The organism is Mycobacteriales bacterium (assembly GCA_035533475.1).
Lineage (GTDB): Bacteria > Actinomycetota > Actinomycetes > DATLTS01 > DATLTS01 > DATLTS01.
On the sequence record DATLTS010000035.1, the window covers coordinates 106,675 to 124,199 of the forward strand.

Consider the following 17,525-nt stretch of genomic DNA (forward strand, 5'->3'; position numbering starts at 1 on the left):
TCAGCCTCCCCACGACTCGTCGGACCAGGTCGACGCCGACCAGGTCGAGGCGGACCAGGTGGAGGCCGACCAGGTCGAGGCCGACCAGGTCGACGCGGACCAGGTGGAGGCGGACCAGGTGGAGGCCGACCAGGTGGAGGCCGACCAGGTGGAGGCGGACCAGGTCGAGGCCGTCCAGGCCGGCCCCGACCACCCGCTGGCCAGCCACTGCTCCCACGAACCATTCAGCCAGGCGTTTCCCTGCCACTGCTGGGAGTCGAAGCCGGCCATGCCGGACCACTGGTCGGTGGCGTCCGCGCTAAGCATCCGGTCGGCGATCTCGAGCAACCCGGCGCCAGCCGCGATCCCCGCGGTAGGACCGGAGATGGCGTCGGCCGAGCGGCGCAGCGACGCCTTGGCCTCGAGCGGGCTGGCGCCGCGGTGCTCACTGAAGAAGATGGCGGCGACCCCGCTGGCGATCGCGGTCGCCATGCTCGAGCCTGACCCACGGAACAGGCCGCTCGGTTGCCAGCCCTGCGGGTTCTGCTCGGCGATCACCGAGTTCGCCGGCATCTCACCGAGCACGTGGACACCGGAGGCGACCAGGTCTGGTTTGGCCACACCGGCCACCAGGCCCGAGCCGGAGAAGTCGGCGACCCGCGGCGCCTCGCCGGTCGTGTCCGCGGCGCCGACCGTGAGCGCCGCGACGTCATCCCCCGGGTCACCGACCTGACCGGGCGTGTTGCCCACGGCGACGACCGGCAGGACCCCCGCGGCGAACACGTGCTCGATCCCGGCGGTCAACGGATCGGCCCCGTAGTCCGGTGCCATCGGCCGGACCTGGGCGAGCGCGATGTTGACGACTTGGATCGCCCGCGCGTGGGCGGCCACCCAGTCCAGGCCGGCGAGCACCTCGGACAGCGAGGTGGTGCCGGTGTCGTCGGCAACCTTGACCACGACGATCCGGGCTCCCGGCGCGACGCCCAGGGCCTGACCGTGACTTCCCGGTGCGGGGCCCCCGGCGATCAGCGAGGACAGGAAGGTGCCGTGCCCGTAGCCATCGGTGAACGTTCCGCTGGTCTGCGCCTGTCCCCCGTTGAACAGCTGCGAGACGTCGACCCCGTCGGTCACCTGACCCGAGGCCCGGTTCAGGGCGGGGGTGTCGGTGAGGCCGGTGTCGAGGACCGCGACGTTGACACCGGTGCCCGCCTCCGGCGATCCGGCTCTGCCGCCGAGCCCGGCGGACGCGAACACCGAACCGTCGCCCGACCCGTCCTGGCCGCGGCCCTGCACCGCGAAGCGGGAGTCCCCGGCGATGCCGAGCACGCCGGGGGCGTGGGCCAACCGGGCGAGGGCGTCGGGCGTGCCGCTGACGACCTCGCTTTGGACGTGCACCAAGTTCGCCAGGAGCCGCACGCCGGGCACCGTCACCGGGTGCGTCGAGGCGAGCGCCACGACCGCGGTGACCGGGCGCCCGGTTGGTGCCACGGCAAGGGCAGGCGTCACCGACAGCGCGAGGGCGCCGGCGGCGACCGCCGCCACTAGTGCTGCCGAGCGTCGGGAGTCGGGCACCCGTCATCCCTTCGTCGCAGGGCCCGCCCAGGCGGGTGTTCCGTTCTGTTCGCATACCTCGGCAGCAGCGGCGCTGGACTTTCGGCCGGCGCACCGGGTTCATCCGCACGGAGCAGTGCCGACCGCACGCGGACTGGTTAGCCCAGGCGGCCCAGTTCGGCACGGAAACGGGCTACAGCCGGCCGGCGCCGCAGCCGATGCACAGGCTGAGGCCCGGTAAGGGCCGAGACCCGGCAAGGGCCGGACCGCGCCCGAGGAGGATCCGTGTCGATGCTCGCCGAGCGGCCGATCACGCCGCAGCAGGGCGCGTCACTGGGCTTTTCCGCCATGGTCGTGGACGACCATCCGCTCGTCCGCGAGTCGATGGTGGCCCGGCTGATGGCCATGGGCGCCCGCGAGGTCGTCGAAGCGGCGAGCGTCGCCGAGGCCCGCGCGCGTGCCCACGCCGGTGGTCCCCGCGACCTGTGCATCCTCGACGTGGGCCTCCCGGACGGCTCCGGTCTCGACCTGCTGGCGGACCTTCGAGCCAACGGCTGGGCCCGGCTCGTCGTCCTGTCCGCCGCGGACGACCCCTACTCGGTGCGTGCCGCGTTCGTCGCCGGCGCCCAGGGCTACCTGCTCAAGTCGGCGTCACCACTCGTCGTGGCTGACGGGGTGCGCCGGGTCCTCGACGGTGGCGTGTACGCGGACCCCTCCGTCGCGTCGCTGCTCGCCGCCGGCCTGCGGGGCGGCCCGAGCACCGAAGGCGTCAGCGAGCTGTCCGGCCGCGAGGTCGAGGTGCTCCGTCTGGTCGCCGATGGACGCTCGAACAAGGAAATCGGCGAAGACCTCGGCCTGTCCGCGCTGACTGTGAAAAGCCACCTGGCCCGGATCGCGCGCAAGCTTGGAACCGGTGACCGGGCGGAGATGGTCGCCCTCGCCATGCGGGCCGGCGTCATCCGCTAGACCCGCAACTCCCCGCCCGGCCGCTTACGGTAGTCGGGTGTGCGCACTCCCCCTGCTCGAGCCGCGCGACGGCGTGCCCCCGGTGGTGGCGTCACCCGACGCCTTGGCCCGGACCGTAGCGGCCTTCGCTGCCGGCACCGGCCCGGTCGCCGTCGACGCCGAGCGGGCCTCCGGCTATCGCTACGGCCAGCAGGCCTACCTCGTCCAGATCCGCCGGGCCGGGGCCGGTACGGCACTCATCGATCCGGTCGGATGTCCCGACCTCTCCACGCTCGGTTCCATCATCTCTAACGAGGAGTGGATCCTCCACGCAGCGAACCAGGACCTGCCCTGCCTGGCCGGCGTGGGCCTGGTCCCGCGGCTGATTTTCGACACCGAGCTGGCCGGTCGGTTGGCCGGATACGAACGCGTCGGGCTGGGCGCCATCGTCGAGGAGCTGCTCGGTTTCACCCTGGAGAAGGGCCACTCGGCCTCCGACTGGTCACAGCGGCCGTTGCCGGCTGCGTGGCTTGTCTACGCCGCCCTCGACGTAGAGGTACTCGTCGAGCTTCGGGACGCACTCGCGGCGGAGCTCGAACGGCAGGGGAAGCTCGGCTGGGCCCGCGAGGAGTTCGCGGCGATCGTCGCCGCGCCGCCCGCGCCGTCGCGGGTCGACCCCTGGCGGCGCACATCGGGCATCCACCGGCTCCGAACCCGCCGGCAGCTGGCCGCCCTGCGGGGGGTGTGGGAACTGCGGGAGAACATGGCCCGGGATCGCGACCTCGCGCCCGGCCGGCTGCTCTCCGACACCGCCCTGATCGCGGCCGTGCTCCAGGCGCCGGCGTCGGTGGATGCGCTCACCGCGCTTCCGGTGTGGGGTGGCCGGGCGACCCGCCGGCTGGCTGGACAGTTCTTCGCGGCGCTCCGTTCGGCCGGTGAGCTCCCGGAGCCGAGCCTGCCGACGGTCAACCTCGCGGTGGACGGGCCGCCCCCGACCAGCCGGTGGGCGGAGAAGGACCCGGCCGCGGCCGCCCGGCTCACCCGGGCCCGCGCCGCGGTCGCCGCCCTGGCGGCGGAACACCGGATGCCCGCCGAGAACCTGCTCGCCCCCGACCTGGTCCGTCGGCTCGCGTGGGAACCGCCCGGCCTGCACACCGAGGATGCGGTGGGGGCCGTGCTCCGGGCCGGCCGGGCGCGGGACTGGCAGGTGCGGCTGACCGCGGCCGCGCTGGCGGCGGTTCTCGATCCGCCCCCGGAGATGGACGATCCGCTCGGGTGAACCAGCCGGCCATCCACACCGAGCGCTGCGTTCTCGAGCCGCTCGACATCCCCACCGCGCGCGCACTCGCGGCCGGGCGCTGGGACGCCGTGCCCGGCGGCCCGGGCTGGCCGCATCCGGACACCGCGGTCGTGGTGTCGGCGGCGCTTTCGCTGGGCTGGCCGACCTGGCTGATCCGGTGCGGGCCCGCGGATGGAGCGGTGATCGGTGAATGCGGGCTCAAGGGCGCCCCCGAGCCCGGCGGCCCGGTCGAGATCGGATACGGCCTGGCCGGCCCGGCCCGGGGCCACGGCTACGCCCGGGAGGCGGTGGCCGCGCTGCTGGGGTGGCTGGCCGAGGACCGGCAGGCGACCGCGGTGCTCGCCGAGGTCAAGCTGACGAACACGGCGTCCCGCCGGCTGGTCGAGGGGCTCGGGTTCACCCTCGACGAGGAGCGGGACGGCTTCGCTCACTACCGGCTGCCGTTGCCCCGCTGACCGGCCCGGCGGCCGCCGTTACCCACGGGTAATATCAGCCGCCATCCTCCTCGCTCCGGGAGTCCGCCGTGCCGCACGCCAGCCCCGCCGCGCCCTCCGTGGTCTTCGTCGACGGGGTCCGCACCCCCTTCGGCAAGGCCGGACCGAACGGCCTCTACGCCCAGACCCGGGCCGACGACCTCGTCGTGCACGTGCTGCGCGAGTTGCTGCGCCGGCACCCGGAGCTCCCGCCGGAACGGGTCGACGACGTGGCGATCGCCGCCACCACGCAGATCGGCGACCAGGGCCTCACCCTCGGCCGGACCGCCGCGATCCTCGCCGGCCTGCCCAAGACGGTCCCCGGCTTCGCTCTCGACCGGATGTGCGCCGGGGCGATGACCGCCGTGACGACGATGGGCTCCGGCATCGGCTTCGGCGCGTACGACGTGGCCATCGCCGGTGGCGTCGAGCACATGGGCCACCACCCGATGGGCGAGGGCGTCGACCCGAACCCCCGGTTTCTCACCGAGCGACTGGTCGACCCTTCGGCGCTGGTCATGGGCCAGACCGCAGAGAACCTGCACGACCGCTTTCCCGAGCTGACCAGGGAGCGCGCCGACGCTTTCGCGCTCGCCAGCCAGCGGCGTTACGCCGAAGCGCTCGCCGCCGGCCGGATCGCTGCGGACCTCGTCCCGGTCGCCGTGCGGTCCGCGGAGTCCGGCTACGGGCTCGCTACCGCCGACGAGCCGCCCCGCCCGGGCACGACGCTCGAGGATCTCGCGCGGCTCAAGACCCCGTTCCGCCCGCACGGCCGGGTGACCGCCGGCAACGCGGCCGGACTCACCGACGGCGCGACCGGTTGCCTGCTCGCCGCGGAGGACGCAGCCCGGCTGCTCGGGCTGCCGGTGAAGATGCGCCTGGTCGGCTACGCCTTCGCGGGGGTGGAGCCCGAGGTCATGGGGGTCGGGCCGATCCCGTCCACCGAGAAGGCCCTGGCCCGCAGCGGCCTGGCGATCGAGGACATCGGGCTGTTCGAGATCAACGAAGCCTTCGCCGTCCAGGTCCTCGCCTTCCTCGACCATTTCGGGCTCGCGGACGACGACCCCCGGGTCAACCCCTACGGCGGCGCGATCGCGCTCGGTCACCCCCTCGCCTGTTCCGGGGTGCGGCTGATGATCCAGTTGGCTCGCCAGTTCACCGAGCAGCCGCGGGTCCGCTACGGGATCACCGCCATGTGCGTCGGGATCGGAATGGGCGCAACGGTCATCTGGGAGAACCCACACTGGGAGGGCGCGTGACCACCGAGTTCCCCGAGGAGGTCGTCACCCGGGCGCTGACCCGCCGGGTCGAACTTCCCGACGGCCCCGCCTTCGCGCTGATCACCCTGGACAACGGGCACGACCACACCCGGCCGAACACGTTCGGGCCGGCCGGCCTGCTCGCACTCGACGCCGCGCTCGACGCCGCCGCGGCGAGCGACGTGGATGCGATCGCGATCACCGGGAAGCCGTTCATTTTCGCGGTCGGCGCAGACCTGTCCGGGGTTTCCCGGCTCACCCGCCGGGATCAGGCGCTCGACATCGGTCGGCTCGGACACCGGGTCTTCGGCCGGCTCGGCGCCGGCAAGCCGACCTTCGCCTTCGTCAACGGAGCGGCGATGGGCGGCGGGGTCGAGATCGCGCTGCACTGCACCTACCGGACGATCTCCTCCGGGGTTCCCGCGGTCGCCCTGCCCGAGTGTTTCCTCGGGCTGGTCCCCGGCTGGGGAGGAACCCAGCTGTTGCCGAACCTGATCGGCCCGGACGCCGCCATCAAAGTGATCCTGGAGAACCCGCTCAGCCAGAACCGGACGCTCCGCGGCGCGCAGGCTTTCGAGCTCGGGCTGGCGGACGCCCTGTTCGAGCCGGCCGACTTCCTCGAGCGCTCGCTGCACTGGGCCGCCGACGTGCTCGCCGGCCGGGTCCGCCCCGCCCGGCCGGAACCGGACCGCGGCCCCGCCTGGGACGAGGCCGTGGCCCGCGGCCGGGACCTGGTCGACGCCTCGGTGCACGGTGCCGCCCCGGCGCCCTACCGGGCTCTGGAGCTGATCGCTCTTGCGAAAAGCGCGGATCGGGCCACCGGGTTCGCCGCGGAGGACGAGGCGCTCGCCGACCTGATCCTCGGCGAGGAACTGCGCTCCGGGCTGTACGCGTTCGACCTCGTCCAAAAGCGGGCGCGCCGCCCGGTCGGCGCCCTCGACCGGTCCCTCGCCCGGCCCGTCACCAAGGTGGGCATCGTCGGCGCGGGGCTGATGGCCAGCCAGCTCGCCACCCTGTTCGTCCAGCGGCTCGAGGTCCCGGTCGTGCTGACCGACGTCGACCAGTCCCGGCTGGACACCGGCGTCGGATACGTCCACGGCGAGGTCGACCGTCTCCTCGGCCGGGGCCGGATCACGCCCGACCGGGCGAACCGACTCAAGGCTCTGGTCACCGGGTCGCTGTCGAAAGCCGGATTCGCGGACGCTGACTTCGTCATCGAGGCGGTGTTCGAGGAGTTGACGGTCAAGCAGCAGGTGTTCGCCGAATGCGAGGCGGTCGTCTCCGACACGTGCGTGCTCGCTACCAACACATCCTCGCTGTCGGTCACGGCGATGGCCGCGGGGCTCAGCCACCCGGAGCGGGTCGTCGGCTTCCACTTCTTCAACCCGGTCGCCGTGCTGCCGCTGCTGGAGATCGCGCGGACCGCGCGGACCGACGACCCCACATTGGCCACCGCGTTCACTATCGCCCGGGCGCTGAAGAAGTCGGCGGTGCTCGTTAAAGATGCTCCGGCGTTCGTCGTGAATCGGGTGTTGACCCGATTCCTCGGCGAGGTGACCCGCGCGGTCGACGAGGGCACGGCTTTCGAGGACGCCGACGCTGCCCTGCGGCCGCTGGGACTGCCGATGTCGCCGTTCGAGTTGCTGGCCCTGGTCGGGCCGACGGTTGCGCTGCACGTCGCGGAAACGTTGCATGCCGCGTTCCCCGAGCGCTTCTACGTGTCGGAGAACCTCCGCCGGATGGTGGAGGCGGGCAAGACCGGTGTGTACAGCTGGGCGTCCGGGGCGGCGCAGGTGGACCCCGAGGTAGCCGACCTGTTTCTCCGACCAGCCGACCCGCGCGCGTCCTCCGCGGAGGAGGTGCGCGGCCGGGCCCTCGACGCGCTCGCCGAGGAGATCCGGCTGATGCTCGACGACGGGGTCGTCGCCGAGGCAGCGGACATCGACCTGTGCCTGCTCCTCGGCGCCGGTTGGCCCTTCCACCTCGGCGGAATCACCCCGTACCTGGACCGCGCGGGGGTCTCCGAACGGGTCGCCGGCCGGCGATTTCTGCCCGCCGGCGTGGCCAGCCTGCCGCGCATGGATTGCCCAGATTCACCCGATTGACGCGCCTGGTTGCGATCGCGGCTGGGTAGCGTAGGGAAGTGCCGCCCAAACCGCCGCTGGACATCGCGCTGCGCCGGTGCGCGCTCGCGGTATCGGTCCTGCACGACGTGGACCTGCGCCCGTCGCTCACCGGCATCGTGCTGACCCAGGTCCCCCGGATCAAGGTCACTTGGGCGGAGATCCGCCGGGCCGTCGCCGGCGCCGACCCGGAGAGCGATCTGGCACGCACCCGGCTGGCCCGATGGCTCGCGGTCCGGCGCTGGCTCGCCTCCCGCACCGCCCGGGAGCTCGCCGAGATGGCTCGCCCTTACGGCGTCCCGGTCGAAAGCGAGTTGCACCCTGGGCTCGACTGGGTGCGGCTGCGGGTCCTCGGCGACGCGCTGGACATCGGACTGGGTTTCGTCGGCCTCGACCCGACCCACCCCGACGACATCGTCGTCCCACCGCAGCGGCTGCTCGAGGCCGCCGGTTTCGACGCCGATCCGTGGTGGCCCGCGCAGCTGGTCTATCTGGAGCAGATGGGTCGGATGGCCGCCGAACGGTACCTGCGCCAGCCGGCCGCTCCGCTGCGTCCGATGGGCGACTGCGACGTCGTCACGCTCCTGGGGTCGCGCAGCCTGCGGGTGGTGCTCGTAGCCGCCAGCGAAGGCATGCGCTCGGCGGCGGTCCCGATGCGGGTGCGGGGTTGGCTCGACCTGACCAGGATCGACCCCGCCTACGTTCTAGCCGCGGCCGCGCTCACCGAGGCGCCGCATCGCGGTTTCCCCCGGCCCCTTCTCGTCACCGCCGACGAGCTCGCGCTGGCTCGACCCGGCGGCCAGCCGGAACAACTCGTCCTGCGCGACCCGGCCGTTCACGAGCCGTGGCTGCGCGACGTCCTCTACCGGTAGCCGGGCGAGGAGCCCGTCAGATCAGCGGATGCGGCGGGCGCTGCCTGGGCTTGGCGAACCGGCCCAGGCCGCGCTCCACCCCCACCGGGCCGACCGCGCCGGTGAACGCGGAACGCCTTCGGCCGAATCCGGTGTTCGTCGCCAACAGCACCAGGCCCATCGCGGCGAGAAGCCCAACCGCGACGTTTCTGGTCCGCCCGGTTGTGGGTGTGCTGGCGGCGACGGCGCGCTGCGCGACCGGCGCGTTGTTCGCCCCGGTCCCGGCCACCGCCGGAGCGGCGCCGGTCGACGTGGTCGTCGTGGCTGCGCCTGCCGGGAGCGATCCCCCGGTCACCACCGGGCCGGTTGTGCCCGCGCCGCTCGCGACGGCCGGTGTGGTGCGGCTCGGCGGCGCGCTCGTCGTGCTCGCCCCGGTCGAGCCGGGCGTGCTTCCGGACGAGCCGGACCCACCCGAGCCGCCAGCGCCCGGACCACCGATCGGCGGAGACTGCGAGCCGGCCCCGCTGAACGACTCGCCCCCGGGCGTCGCCAGGTCCACCGAGAAGGGCGGGGTGGCGTCGGTGGGGGCGCCGATGTCGAGAACCGGCACGTTGTTGGTCGTGGCCGGCACGATCGCGACGCTGTACAGGCCAGCCGCTACCTGGGCACCGGAGTCGAGTAGGAAAGTCACCGATTTGCCGCTGGAGGACAGCACCCCGGCGTAGGAATGGGCGGCGCAGTTGTAGCCCGGCGCGGCGCTGGACGGCTGGTCGTCCCCGTTTCGCCAGCTGGTGTTCAGCGTCGGGCAGGCCAGCAGCGACGGCGTGCCCTGCTCCGTGCTGGTATCCACCGCCACGGTGAGCGTCGCCGATCCCGCGGAGCCGACCTGGTAGGCGAGCGCGGAATAGGCGAGCACCTGACCCGGGGCCACCGCCACGTGCAGCTCGCCCGCCGGGGTCGTGGCCGGCGCCGCGGATCCGTTCGCCGACACGAGGTTCCACCAGCCGGCGCGGAGCGGGGCTTCGGCGAACGCCGGGCCGGCCAGAGCGAACGTGGCCGCCACGGTGGCCACGCAGCTGGTTCCGGCCAGGCGCAACGCCAGACGCGTCCTCGAGTTCATTTCGCCGCCACCTTCTGTCGCGCCGGCGGCCGGTTCCGCCCCGACCGGCCGATCGTCGCCGGGTCGCTCCCCAGGTACGCCGAGATCACCCGGTCGTCGGCGAGGACCTGCGCCGGCGGCCCCTCGGTGAGTACCCGGCCCAGGTCCAGGGCAACGATCGAGTCCGAGACCGAGCAGATCAACGGCATGTCGTGCTCGATGACCATCATGGCGGCGCCGGTCTCCTCGCGAATGCGCAGCAGCAACGGGCCGAGGGCTTCGGTCTCGCGTTGCGCGATCCCGCTGGACGGCTCGTCGAGCAGCAGCACCTTCGGGTCGTGGGCGAGCGCCATGGCCAGATCCACGATCCGCCGCGAGCCGGTGGACAGCTCGGCCACGAACTTGTCCCGGAACGCCCCCAGGCCCATCAGCTCGATCAGGTCGTCGACGGTGAACGCCACATCCAGCTCGGAGTCGCGGATGGCCGGGGTGCCGATTAGGGCCGAGAGGTGGTCGCGCACCTCGATGTGGCGTTCCATGCCGAGGGCGATGTTCTCGGCGACGGTGAGGGAAGGGAAGATCCGCGCGTCCTGGAAGGAGCGCCCGAGGCCGGCCGTGGCCCGCCGCTCCGGCGGCCAACGACCGATATCCACGCCCTCGAGGGTGATCCGCCCGCGCTCGGCCGGGATGTGCCCGGAGATCAGGTCGAAAACGGTGGTCTTGCCGGCGCCGTTGGGGCCGATGAAACCCAGGATCTCCCTGCTGTGCAACGTGAACGAGACGTCCTGCACCGCGACGATGCCGCCGAACGAACGGCTGAGCCCGCTCACCTCGAGGACCTTCTCCTCGGCAGTCTCCGGGCCACCCGACCGGCCGTTGGCGGAGACGCCGGGCTTGGGCTTGGGCTTGCCGGCGCCGAGGGATCGACCGGCCTGGTCCAGGAAGACCGAGCGCAGCACATCGTCGCGGTCGAGCAGGTCCTCGGTGGCGCCGGTGAAACGGATCTCCCCCTTCTCCATGAAGCACGCCGTCTGGGCGATGATCAGGGCCACGTTCACCGACTGCTCGACGAGCACGATCGTGGCGCCCTCGGCGTGGATCGCGCGCACCGCATCGAGCAGCCGGTCGACGATCGCGGGGGCGAGCCCCAGCGACAGCTCGTCGATGACCAGCAGCCGGGGCCGCGCGATGAACGCCATGCCGAGGGCCAACTGCTGCTGCTCCCCGCCGGAGAGATCCCCGGCGAGCTGACCCCACCGCTCGGTCAGGCGGGGGAACATGGCGAGCACCTGCTGGGTACGCTCCGCGACCGCGTCCGCGGACTGGCTGGCGTACATCCAGCAGCCGACCGTGAAGTGCTCCGCGACGGTGAGGGTCGGGAACACGGCGCGGCCGCCCGGGACGTGCACGATGCCGAGGGCGGTCGTCTCACCGGGTGTGGCGCGGGTTATGTCGCGACCGGCGAACGTGATCTGCCCCGCTGTCGGGTGGATCAGCCCGGAGATCGCCTTGAGCAAGGTGGACTTGCCGGCTCCGTTGGTCCCGAGCAGGGCCACGATCGAACCTTCGGGGACCTCCAGGTCGACGTCGAAGAGCACCTGCACCTTGTCGTAGGCGACGTCCACGCCGCGGCAGGAGAGCAGCGCCCCGGAGGTGACCGGCAGGAGCTGGGTGGTGTCCAGATCCGCCGCCGCACGGTGCCTACCCCGGCGGTCGAGGCCGAGCCTCATCGGACCGGCTCCGGCTCGCGGGCGGTGAGCGCGGCGCCGAAAGCCTGCTCCTGGTGTTCCGGTTCGTGCTCGTCGACCCGCCGGTCCGCGACGAGCGAGGGCACGTGCAGCTGGTGACGCGAGGCCAGGCGGCGCAGCCAGTCGTCGCGGAGCTGGAACACCCAGCCGGCGAGACCGCCCGGGTTGAACCACAGGTTGAGGATCAGCAGGGGGCCGGTCAACAACAGCGGCATCACCGAGTCCCACGTGGTGCCGAGGTGGTGCCAGATCAGCGGCCCGAACAGCACCAGCGCCTCGAATGCGATCACCCCGAGCACGCCGCCGGCGAGCGAGCCGAGGCCGCCGACCGCGGCGGCGAGGAACACCCCGATGCTCGCCGTCACGCTGTACGTTCCGGCGTTGACGCTGAACTGCAGGTAGGCGAACAGCACGCCGGCGACGCCGGCGAAGACGCCGGCGACGGCGAAGGCGGCCAGCCGGCTGCGCACCGGCGCGATCCCGTAGGACGTGGCGGCCCGCTGGTTGTCGCGCAGCGCGATGAGGATCCGCCCGCTGTGGTGGCGGCGGAACGACAGGGCCCCGGCGATGCACAGGCCGAAGAACGCCACGCACAGGAAGTAGAAGCTCTTCGGGTCGTTCATGTCGAACCGGCCGTAGAGCAGCGGGCGCAGCAGGTGTGCCGTGTAGCCGGACGGCAGGATGTGCGCGCCGATGAAGTAGTTCGTGTTCAACATGTAGTTTTCGACGGCGTAGCCGAACGCCAGGGTCGTCACCGCGAGGTAGATGCCGTGGATCCGGACGGCCGGCAACCCGATGATCACCGCGGTGACCACCCCGGTTGCGATCCCGATCGCCAACGCCGCGAAGAAGTCGATGTTGTGGTTGGCGGCGAGCCCGCCGGAAACGGCCGCGGACATTCCGACCAGACCGAACTGGCCGAGACTGATCTGGCCGGCCCACCCGGTGAGGACGACCAGGGAGACGCCGATGATGCCGTAGACCGGCAGCACGGTGAGCTCCGGCACGTAGGCGGCTCCCGCGAGGAACGGAAGCCCGATCGCGAGCCCGATCGCCGCGGCGATGCCGATCGCGCGCAGCCGAAGGACCTCCGGCAGCCGGCGCAGCTCGATCGGGATCGGGCGGAAGACGGCGATCGCCTGCCAGCTCGAGGCGCCGGCTTCCACGGCTCGGGACCGGGTCCGCCGCTGGGCCAGCAAGCCGAGCAGGATCACGACGATCATCAGCCCGGACGCGTAGTCGTTGTTCCCGGCCGTGGCCACCGAGCCGGCGATGAGCAGTCCGATGCCGAGGCCGGTCAGCAGCGCCAGGCCGACGCTCTGCATGCGGGCGACGACGGCCGCGGCCAGCCCGTAGAGCAGCGTGTCGAAACCCAGGGTTGCGTCGCTCGGTACCCCGATCAGCGGGGACTGGCCGAAGATCGCGATCCCGGAGAGCAGCCCGGCGAGCGCCCAGGCGATGGTGGCGACCCGGGCGACCGGGATGCCGAGCAGGGCCGCCCGTTCGGCGTTCTCGCTCGACGCGCGCAGCGCGATGCCGAAGCGGCTGCGCTTCAGGAACAGGGCCAGCGCGCCGGTGACGATCAGCACCGAGACGATCGCGAAGACGTCGTTGCCGGTCAGGACGGGTTCGCCGCGGGAGCTGTGGTAGGCGAGGCTCTGCCATGGCGTGGTGACCTTGGGGGCCTGCGCCGCCTTCTGACCGAACCACACCGGGATGAAGAAGCCGAGCGCGGCATAGCTTTGCGCTACCCCGATGGTGACGACGGTCACGATGAGCCGCGAGGCATGGTTGAACCGGCGCAGGACGACGACCTCGGTGAGGGCACCAAACGCCAGCCCGCCGACGACCGCGATCGGCAGGGTCAGCAGGTAGCTGACATGGTCGGCGATGGTGAGCGACACCGCGAAGATGGCCGGCACCGCGCCGACCGCGGCCGCAGCGAAGTTGATCACCCGGCTGGTCCGGTAGGACAGGACCAGCGCGACACCGATGATTCCGTACAGGGCGCCCAGGGACAGCCCGTTGACGATGTCGACCGACGACATCCCGAACCACGCCCGGATCCCGAAGAAGGCCGCGGCCGCGATGACGGTGCGGCGGACCAGCGTCGCGGTCCGGCCGGAGCTGCTGGCGAGCGAGCCGAGCAGGTCTCGTAGCCCGGCGACGGACGGTGGCGAGGCGCCCAGGATGGTCACTTACGGTTCTCCGGCTCCGGTGCCGGAGGCTCGGCGAACGCCGGGAAGTTGAAGTTGAACCGGGATCCCTCGACCGGGATCCAGTGCCCGGCCACACCGTTGTAGGGACTGATCGCCTTGTGATCCCAGTACATGACCGCGACGTCCTGGTTCCAGCACCAGTCGTTCGGCAGGAACTGGCGCAGCACGTACCCGGTGGTGCCGCCACCGCGGGCACCCATCTGCGGGGCCAGCGCCTGCATCCGCGGCGGCGTGAGCTGCGGGCCGGTGTTCTCGATCATGCTGCCCAGCATGTTGTAGTTGTCCCAGAAGATCTGGAGCACCGCCGACGAGACCGGCAGCGCCTTGCCGCCGGTCTCCAGGTTCCAGACCTTGACGGCCGATGACTGCGCGGGCGCGGTCTGCGGGTCGTCGGCGCCCAGCCCGATCGCGTTGTCGAACGGGCAGCCCTGATTGGGGTTGGGGCAGGCGAGGCTGCCGTCATAGGTCTGCGCGCTCGAGTCCCAGTCCATCGTCTGGTCACTCGCGATCAGAGACTCCGGCCAGTAGTTGTCGGAGGCCGAGGCGTTGTAGGCGAACTGGGGTGCCACCGGGTCGCACAGGCAGAGCACGCTCGTCGCCGGGTTGCTGGTGGTGTCCATCCGCGCGGTCCCCTCCTGGGACTGCTGGGTGGCGGTGTTGATGTTCTGCGCGTAGAAGTAGGTGTGGGTGACCGACTCGCCGCAGTCGGACTGAAGGGCCGGGAACAACACCTGCTTGACGGTGGCCTCGTTGTCCGGGTCGTTCGTGCTGATCACGCCGAGGACGCGCTTGGAGTGCCGGAAGTTCTGCGCCGGGTTCTCCGTCCCGGCGAAGATCGCGGTGCGCCCGCTGCCGCGCTGGCTCGTCATCTGCGAGCACCACCACTTGGCGAACTGGAGCTCCACCCGGCTCGAGCTTTCCGCCGCGTCGAAGGAGTACGGGGCGTTGGCGTTGTGGAAGGCGTCCGAGAAGCCGGCGCCGCCGAAGTTCACCACGTGCAGACGGGACAGCTCGGCGTAGCAGGCGGAGCAGACGGTGGTGTTCCAGAACACCGCGTATGGGTGGTACTGGGTCACGATCTTGTCCATCTCGCCGATCAGGCAGGTGTAGTCCGGCGGCACCGTGGTGCAGGTTCCCTGGTAGCTATCGATATGGATCTTGCGCCCGTAGAGCTGGTAGTGGCTGTCGATGAACGCCGCGTCGGCCCCGTCCCAGACCTGGGCCTGCGCCGCGGTATAGTACAGGCCCTGTGCCTTCAGGATCGCGTCCACTTCCGCGCCGTAGTCCGCCACGTAGTTGACGACTTCGATCTGCTGCCCGGTCACGCCCTGCCAGGTCGCGCCCCCGTTGCTCGGGTCGGCCGCGCCGACCGTGCCCGGGGTGCATGGCGGTGCGAAGAAGTCGATCGACGGGCTGTACTGGCGGCCACTCACGCAGTGCGTGGTGTCCCCGCCGACGCCGCCCGTGGACACACTGGTGGTCGTGGGCTGGCTTCCGGTTACCCCGGGGCCGGGCCCCTGACCGGAACCTGTTCCCGCGGCGCCGGTGCCGGCCGCGCCCGTGGCCGCGGCCCCGGGCAGCCCCGAGGTCGAGCCGGGGGTGCCCGGCGCGCCACTGGTGGTGGTGGTGCCCCCGGCGCCGGTTCCGGAGGAGTAACCGGTGCCGAGCGCCGAAGAGCCGTTGGCCCCGGGCGCGGTTGAGGGCAGCACGAGCACCAGAACCAGTTGCATGGCGACGAGCAAACCCAGCGGACCGAACTTGCTGAGCAGCGGACTCGAACCCATCAGTCCTCCGGGCGCTGGGTGAACCGGCTGAATCGGCTGGATCGGCTGAATCATGCGAGCGGCGGGATGTCCCGTCAAGGCAGGTATGTGACCCTGGTCACGCCTGACCGGCCGCGAACGCGCCGCCGGTCCATCGAGTTCAGCACGCGGCGAGTGGGCGATTCGTCAACATCAGCACGCGGCGACTGGGCGGTTCACCCCGGGCAAACCGCCCACTCGGCATGCGGCAGGGGCGACGGAGGGAGCTGGCCACGCGGCCCGGCTAGCGCTGATCGGCCTCGCGGATGTCGACCGGCGCGGACTCGACCGGGGCCGACCGGGCCACCATCTCGACGACGGCGCGGGCGATGTCCTGCGCGGTGAGCCCGGCGGCAGCGAGGACCTGGGCCCGGGTGCCGTGCGCGAAGAACCGTTGCGGGAGTCCGAACTGGCGGATCGGGACGTCCACCCCCGCATCCCCGAGTTCCTGCGCGATTGCGGCGCCGACCCCGCCGACCCGGCCGTTGTCCTCGACCGTGACCACCAGCCGATGCCCGCCGGCCAGCCGCTCCAGTGCCGCGTCGACGGGCTTCACCCAGCGCGGGTCGACGACGGTGGAGCTGATCCCCTGGGCACCGAGCCGCTCGGCGACCTCGAGCCCGACCCGGGCCATCGCGCCGATCGCGATGACCAGCACGTCGCCGTTTCCGGTCCCGGCCAGGACGTCGACCGCGCCCACGCGGTCCACGGCCGGGATGTCGGCGCCGACCGGTCCCTTGGCGAACCGCACCACGGTGGGGCCGTCGGCGATCTCGACGGCCTCGCGGAGGGCCGCGCGCAGGGTCGCGGCGTCCCGCGGCGCCGCCACCCGCAATCCGGGCACGACCTGGAGGATCGACAGGTCCCACATCCCGTTGTGGCTCGGCCCGTCGTCCCCGGTGACCCCCGCCCGGTCGAGCACGAAGGTGACCGCCGACCGATGCAGGGCGACGTCCAGCAGGAGCTGGTCGAAGGCCCGGTTGAGGAAGGTGGCGTAGATGCAGACGACCGGATGCAGCCCCCCCTCGGCGAGCCCGGCCGCCGAGGTCACCGCGTGCTGCTCGGCGATCCCGACGTCGAACACCCGGTCCGGAAACAGCTGTTGGAACTTCTCCAGCCCAACCGGCGCAAGCATCGCCGCGGTGAGCGCCACGACATCCGGCCGGTCCCGCCCGATGCCGACCATCTCGTCCGAGAAGACCTGCGTTCCGGTGGGGCCGCCCCCCTTCGGATGGACCAACCCGGTCTGCGGGTCGAACGCGCCTCCCGGACTGTGCAGCCGGTCCGCGTCGTCCGCCTCGGCCGGCGCGTAGCCGAAACCCTTGCGAGTCACGCAGTGCACGATGACCGGGCCGCCGAAGTCCCGAGCCCGACGCAGCGCACTCTCCACCGCCTCGATGTCGTGCCCGTCGATCGGGCCGACGTATTTCAACCCCAGGTCCTCGAACAGGCCCTGCGGGGCGAGGACGTCCTTGATGCCCTTCTTCAGTCCATGCAAGGCCTCGTAGAGCGGCGGGCCGACCACCCGGGTCCGGCTGAGCACCGACTTGACCAGGTCGAGCGCCTGCTCGTATCCCTGGGTCAGCCGCAGCGCCGCCAGGTGGTCGGCGACGCCTCCGACGGTCGGGGCGTAGGAGCGGCCGTTGTCGTTGACGACGATGATCACCGGGCGATGCGGGGCGGCGGCGATGTTGTTCATCGCCTCCCAGCACATCCCGCCGGTCAGCGCGCCGTCCCCGACCACGGCGACCACGGCACGATCCGGTTCGCCGCGCAGCGCGTATGCCTTGGCCAGCCCGTCGGCGTAGGACAGCGCCGTCGAGGCGTGCGAGTTCTCGATGACGTCGTGCTCGGACTCGGCACGGCTCGGATAACCGGACATCCCGCCGGCCTGGCGCAACGCGACGAAGCCGGCCTGGCGCCCGGTCAGGATCTTGTGCACGTACGCCTGGTGTCCGGTGTCCCACAGGATCCGGTCCCGGGGCGAGTCGAACACCCGGTGCAGGGCGATGGTCAGCTCCACCGCCCCGAGGTTCGGCCCGAGATGTCCGCCGGTCCGGGACACCGACGTGATGAGGAAGTCGCGGATCTCGGTCGCCAGCCGCGGGAGGTCGGCGGCCCCCAGCCGCTTGAGGTCGGCCGGACCCTGGATCGACTCGAGCAGCGTCACCGGACG

Annotated in this window: 12 protein-coding genes; 6 read left to right on the forward strand and 6 right to left on the reverse strand. The window is 72.0% G+C overall.

Going from position 1 to position 17,525, the window contains the following annotated elements; translation table 11 throughout:
* A complete protein-coding gene (locus VNG13_07920; protein ID HVA60450.1) occupies window positions 1-1,551 on the reverse strand; it encodes a S8 family serine peptidase in 1,551 nt (516 codons plus the stop codon).
* Window positions 1,552-1,821: 270 nt separating this feature from the next.
* Here VNG13_07920 and VNG13_07925 point away from each other — a divergent pair, with 270 nt between their 5' ends.
* The 6 genes from VNG13_07925 to VNG13_07950 all read left to right on the forward strand — a co-directional run bounded on the left by VNG13_07925 (window position 1,822) and on the right by VNG13_07950 (window position 8,502).
* A complete protein-coding gene (locus VNG13_07925) occupies window positions 1,822-2,496 on the forward strand; it encodes a response regulator transcription factor (protein ID HVA60451.1) in 675 nt (224 codons plus the stop codon).
* A 37-nt stretch (window positions 2,497-2,533) separates the two neighbouring features.
* Window positions 2,534-3,754, forward strand: a complete 1,221-nt coding sequence (locus tag VNG13_07930) for an HRDC domain-containing protein (GenBank protein ID HVA60452.1) — start codon at window positions 2,534-2,536, stop codon at window positions 3,752-3,754.
* Window positions 3,751-4,230 carry a GNAT family N-acetyltransferase gene (locus tag VNG13_07935; GenBank protein ID HVA60453.1) on the forward strand — a complete coding sequence of 160 codons (480 nt, stop codon included), beginning with the start codon at window positions 3,751-3,753 and terminating at the stop codon, window positions 4,228-4,230. The genes VNG13_07930 and VNG13_07935 overlap by 4 nt, the downstream gene beginning before the upstream one ends.
* A 68-nt stretch (window positions 4,231-4,298) precedes the next feature.
* Window positions 4,299-5,507, forward strand: a complete 1,209-nt coding sequence (locus VNG13_07940; GenBank protein ID HVA60454.1) for a thiolase family protein — start codon at window positions 4,299-4,301, stop codon at window positions 5,505-5,507.
* Window positions 5,504-7,612, forward strand: coding sequence for a 3-hydroxyacyl-CoA dehydrogenase NAD-binding domain-containing protein (locus tag VNG13_07945; GenBank protein ID HVA60455.1), 2,109 nt, complete (start codon window positions 5,504-5,506; stop codon window positions 7,610-7,612). The genes VNG13_07940 and VNG13_07945 overlap by 4 nt, the downstream gene beginning before the upstream one ends.
* Before the next feature lie 38 nt (window positions 7,613-7,650).
* Window positions 7,651-8,502: a hypothetical protein gene (locus VNG13_07950; protein ID HVA60456.1), complete on the forward strand. Its 852-nt coding sequence runs from the start codon at window positions 7,651-7,653 to the stop codon at window positions 8,500-8,502.
* 16 nt (window positions 8,503-8,518) lie between these two features.
* Here the strand turns inward: VNG13_07950 and VNG13_07955 are convergent, their stop codons facing one another.
* The 5 genes from VNG13_07955 to dxs all read right to left on the reverse strand — a co-directional run bounded on the left by VNG13_07955 (window position 8,519) and on the right by dxs (window position 17,513).
* On the reverse strand, window positions 8,519-9,601 hold the full coding sequence (locus VNG13_07955; GenBank protein ID HVA60457.1) for a hypothetical protein: 1,083 nt from the start codon (window positions 9,599-9,601) through the stop codon (window positions 8,519-8,521).
* Entirely contained in the window at window positions 9,598-11,310 is a 1,713-nt protein-coding gene (locus VNG13_07960; GenBank protein HVA60458.1) for an ATP-binding cassette domain-containing protein, read from the reverse strand. Before VNG13_07960 ends, VNG13_07955 begins: the two co-directional genes overlap by 4 nt.
* The gene (locus VNG13_07965; protein HVA60459.1) at window positions 11,307-13,526 is read right to left on the reverse strand and encodes an ABC transporter permease; all 2,220 of its coding nucleotides are present in this window, start codon (window positions 13,524-13,526) and stop codon (window positions 11,307-11,309) included. The genes VNG13_07960 and VNG13_07965 overlap by 4 nt, the downstream gene beginning before the upstream one ends.
* On the reverse strand, window positions 13,523-15,331 hold the full coding sequence (locus tag VNG13_07970) for a hypothetical protein (protein ID HVA60460.1): 1,809 nt from the start codon (window positions 15,329-15,331) through the stop codon (window positions 13,523-13,525). Before VNG13_07970 ends, VNG13_07965 begins: the two co-directional genes overlap by 4 nt.
* A gap of 262 nt (window positions 15,332-15,593) precedes the next feature.
* Window positions 15,594-17,513 carry a 1-deoxy-D-xylulose-5-phosphate synthase gene (gene dxs / locus VNG13_07975; protein HVA60461.1) on the reverse strand — a complete coding sequence of 640 codons (1,920 nt, stop codon included), beginning with the start codon at window positions 17,511-17,513 and terminating at the stop codon, window positions 15,594-15,596.
* Between the last annotated feature and the right edge of the window lie 12 nt (window positions 17,514-17,525).

What these genes read in the sequence shown, in the direction of transcription:
- VNG13_07925 (HVA60451.1), top strand. Translation starts at nt 1,822, where the DNA reads ATGCTCGCCGAGCGGCCGATCACGCCGCAGCAGGGCGCGTCACTGGGC.
- VNG13_07955 (HVA60457.1), bottom strand. Translation starts at nt 9,601, where the DNA reads ATGAACTCGAGGACGCGTCTGGCGTTGCGCCTGGCCGGAACCAGCTGC.
- VNG13_07960 (HVA60458.1), bottom strand. Translation starts at nt 11,310, where the DNA reads ATGAGGCTCGGCCTCGACCGCCGGGGTAGGCACCGTGCGGCGGCGGAT.
- VNG13_07970 (HVA60460.1), bottom strand. Translation starts at nt 15,331, where the DNA reads ATGGGTTCGAGTCCGCTGCTCAGCAAGTTCGGTCCGCTGGGTTTGCTC.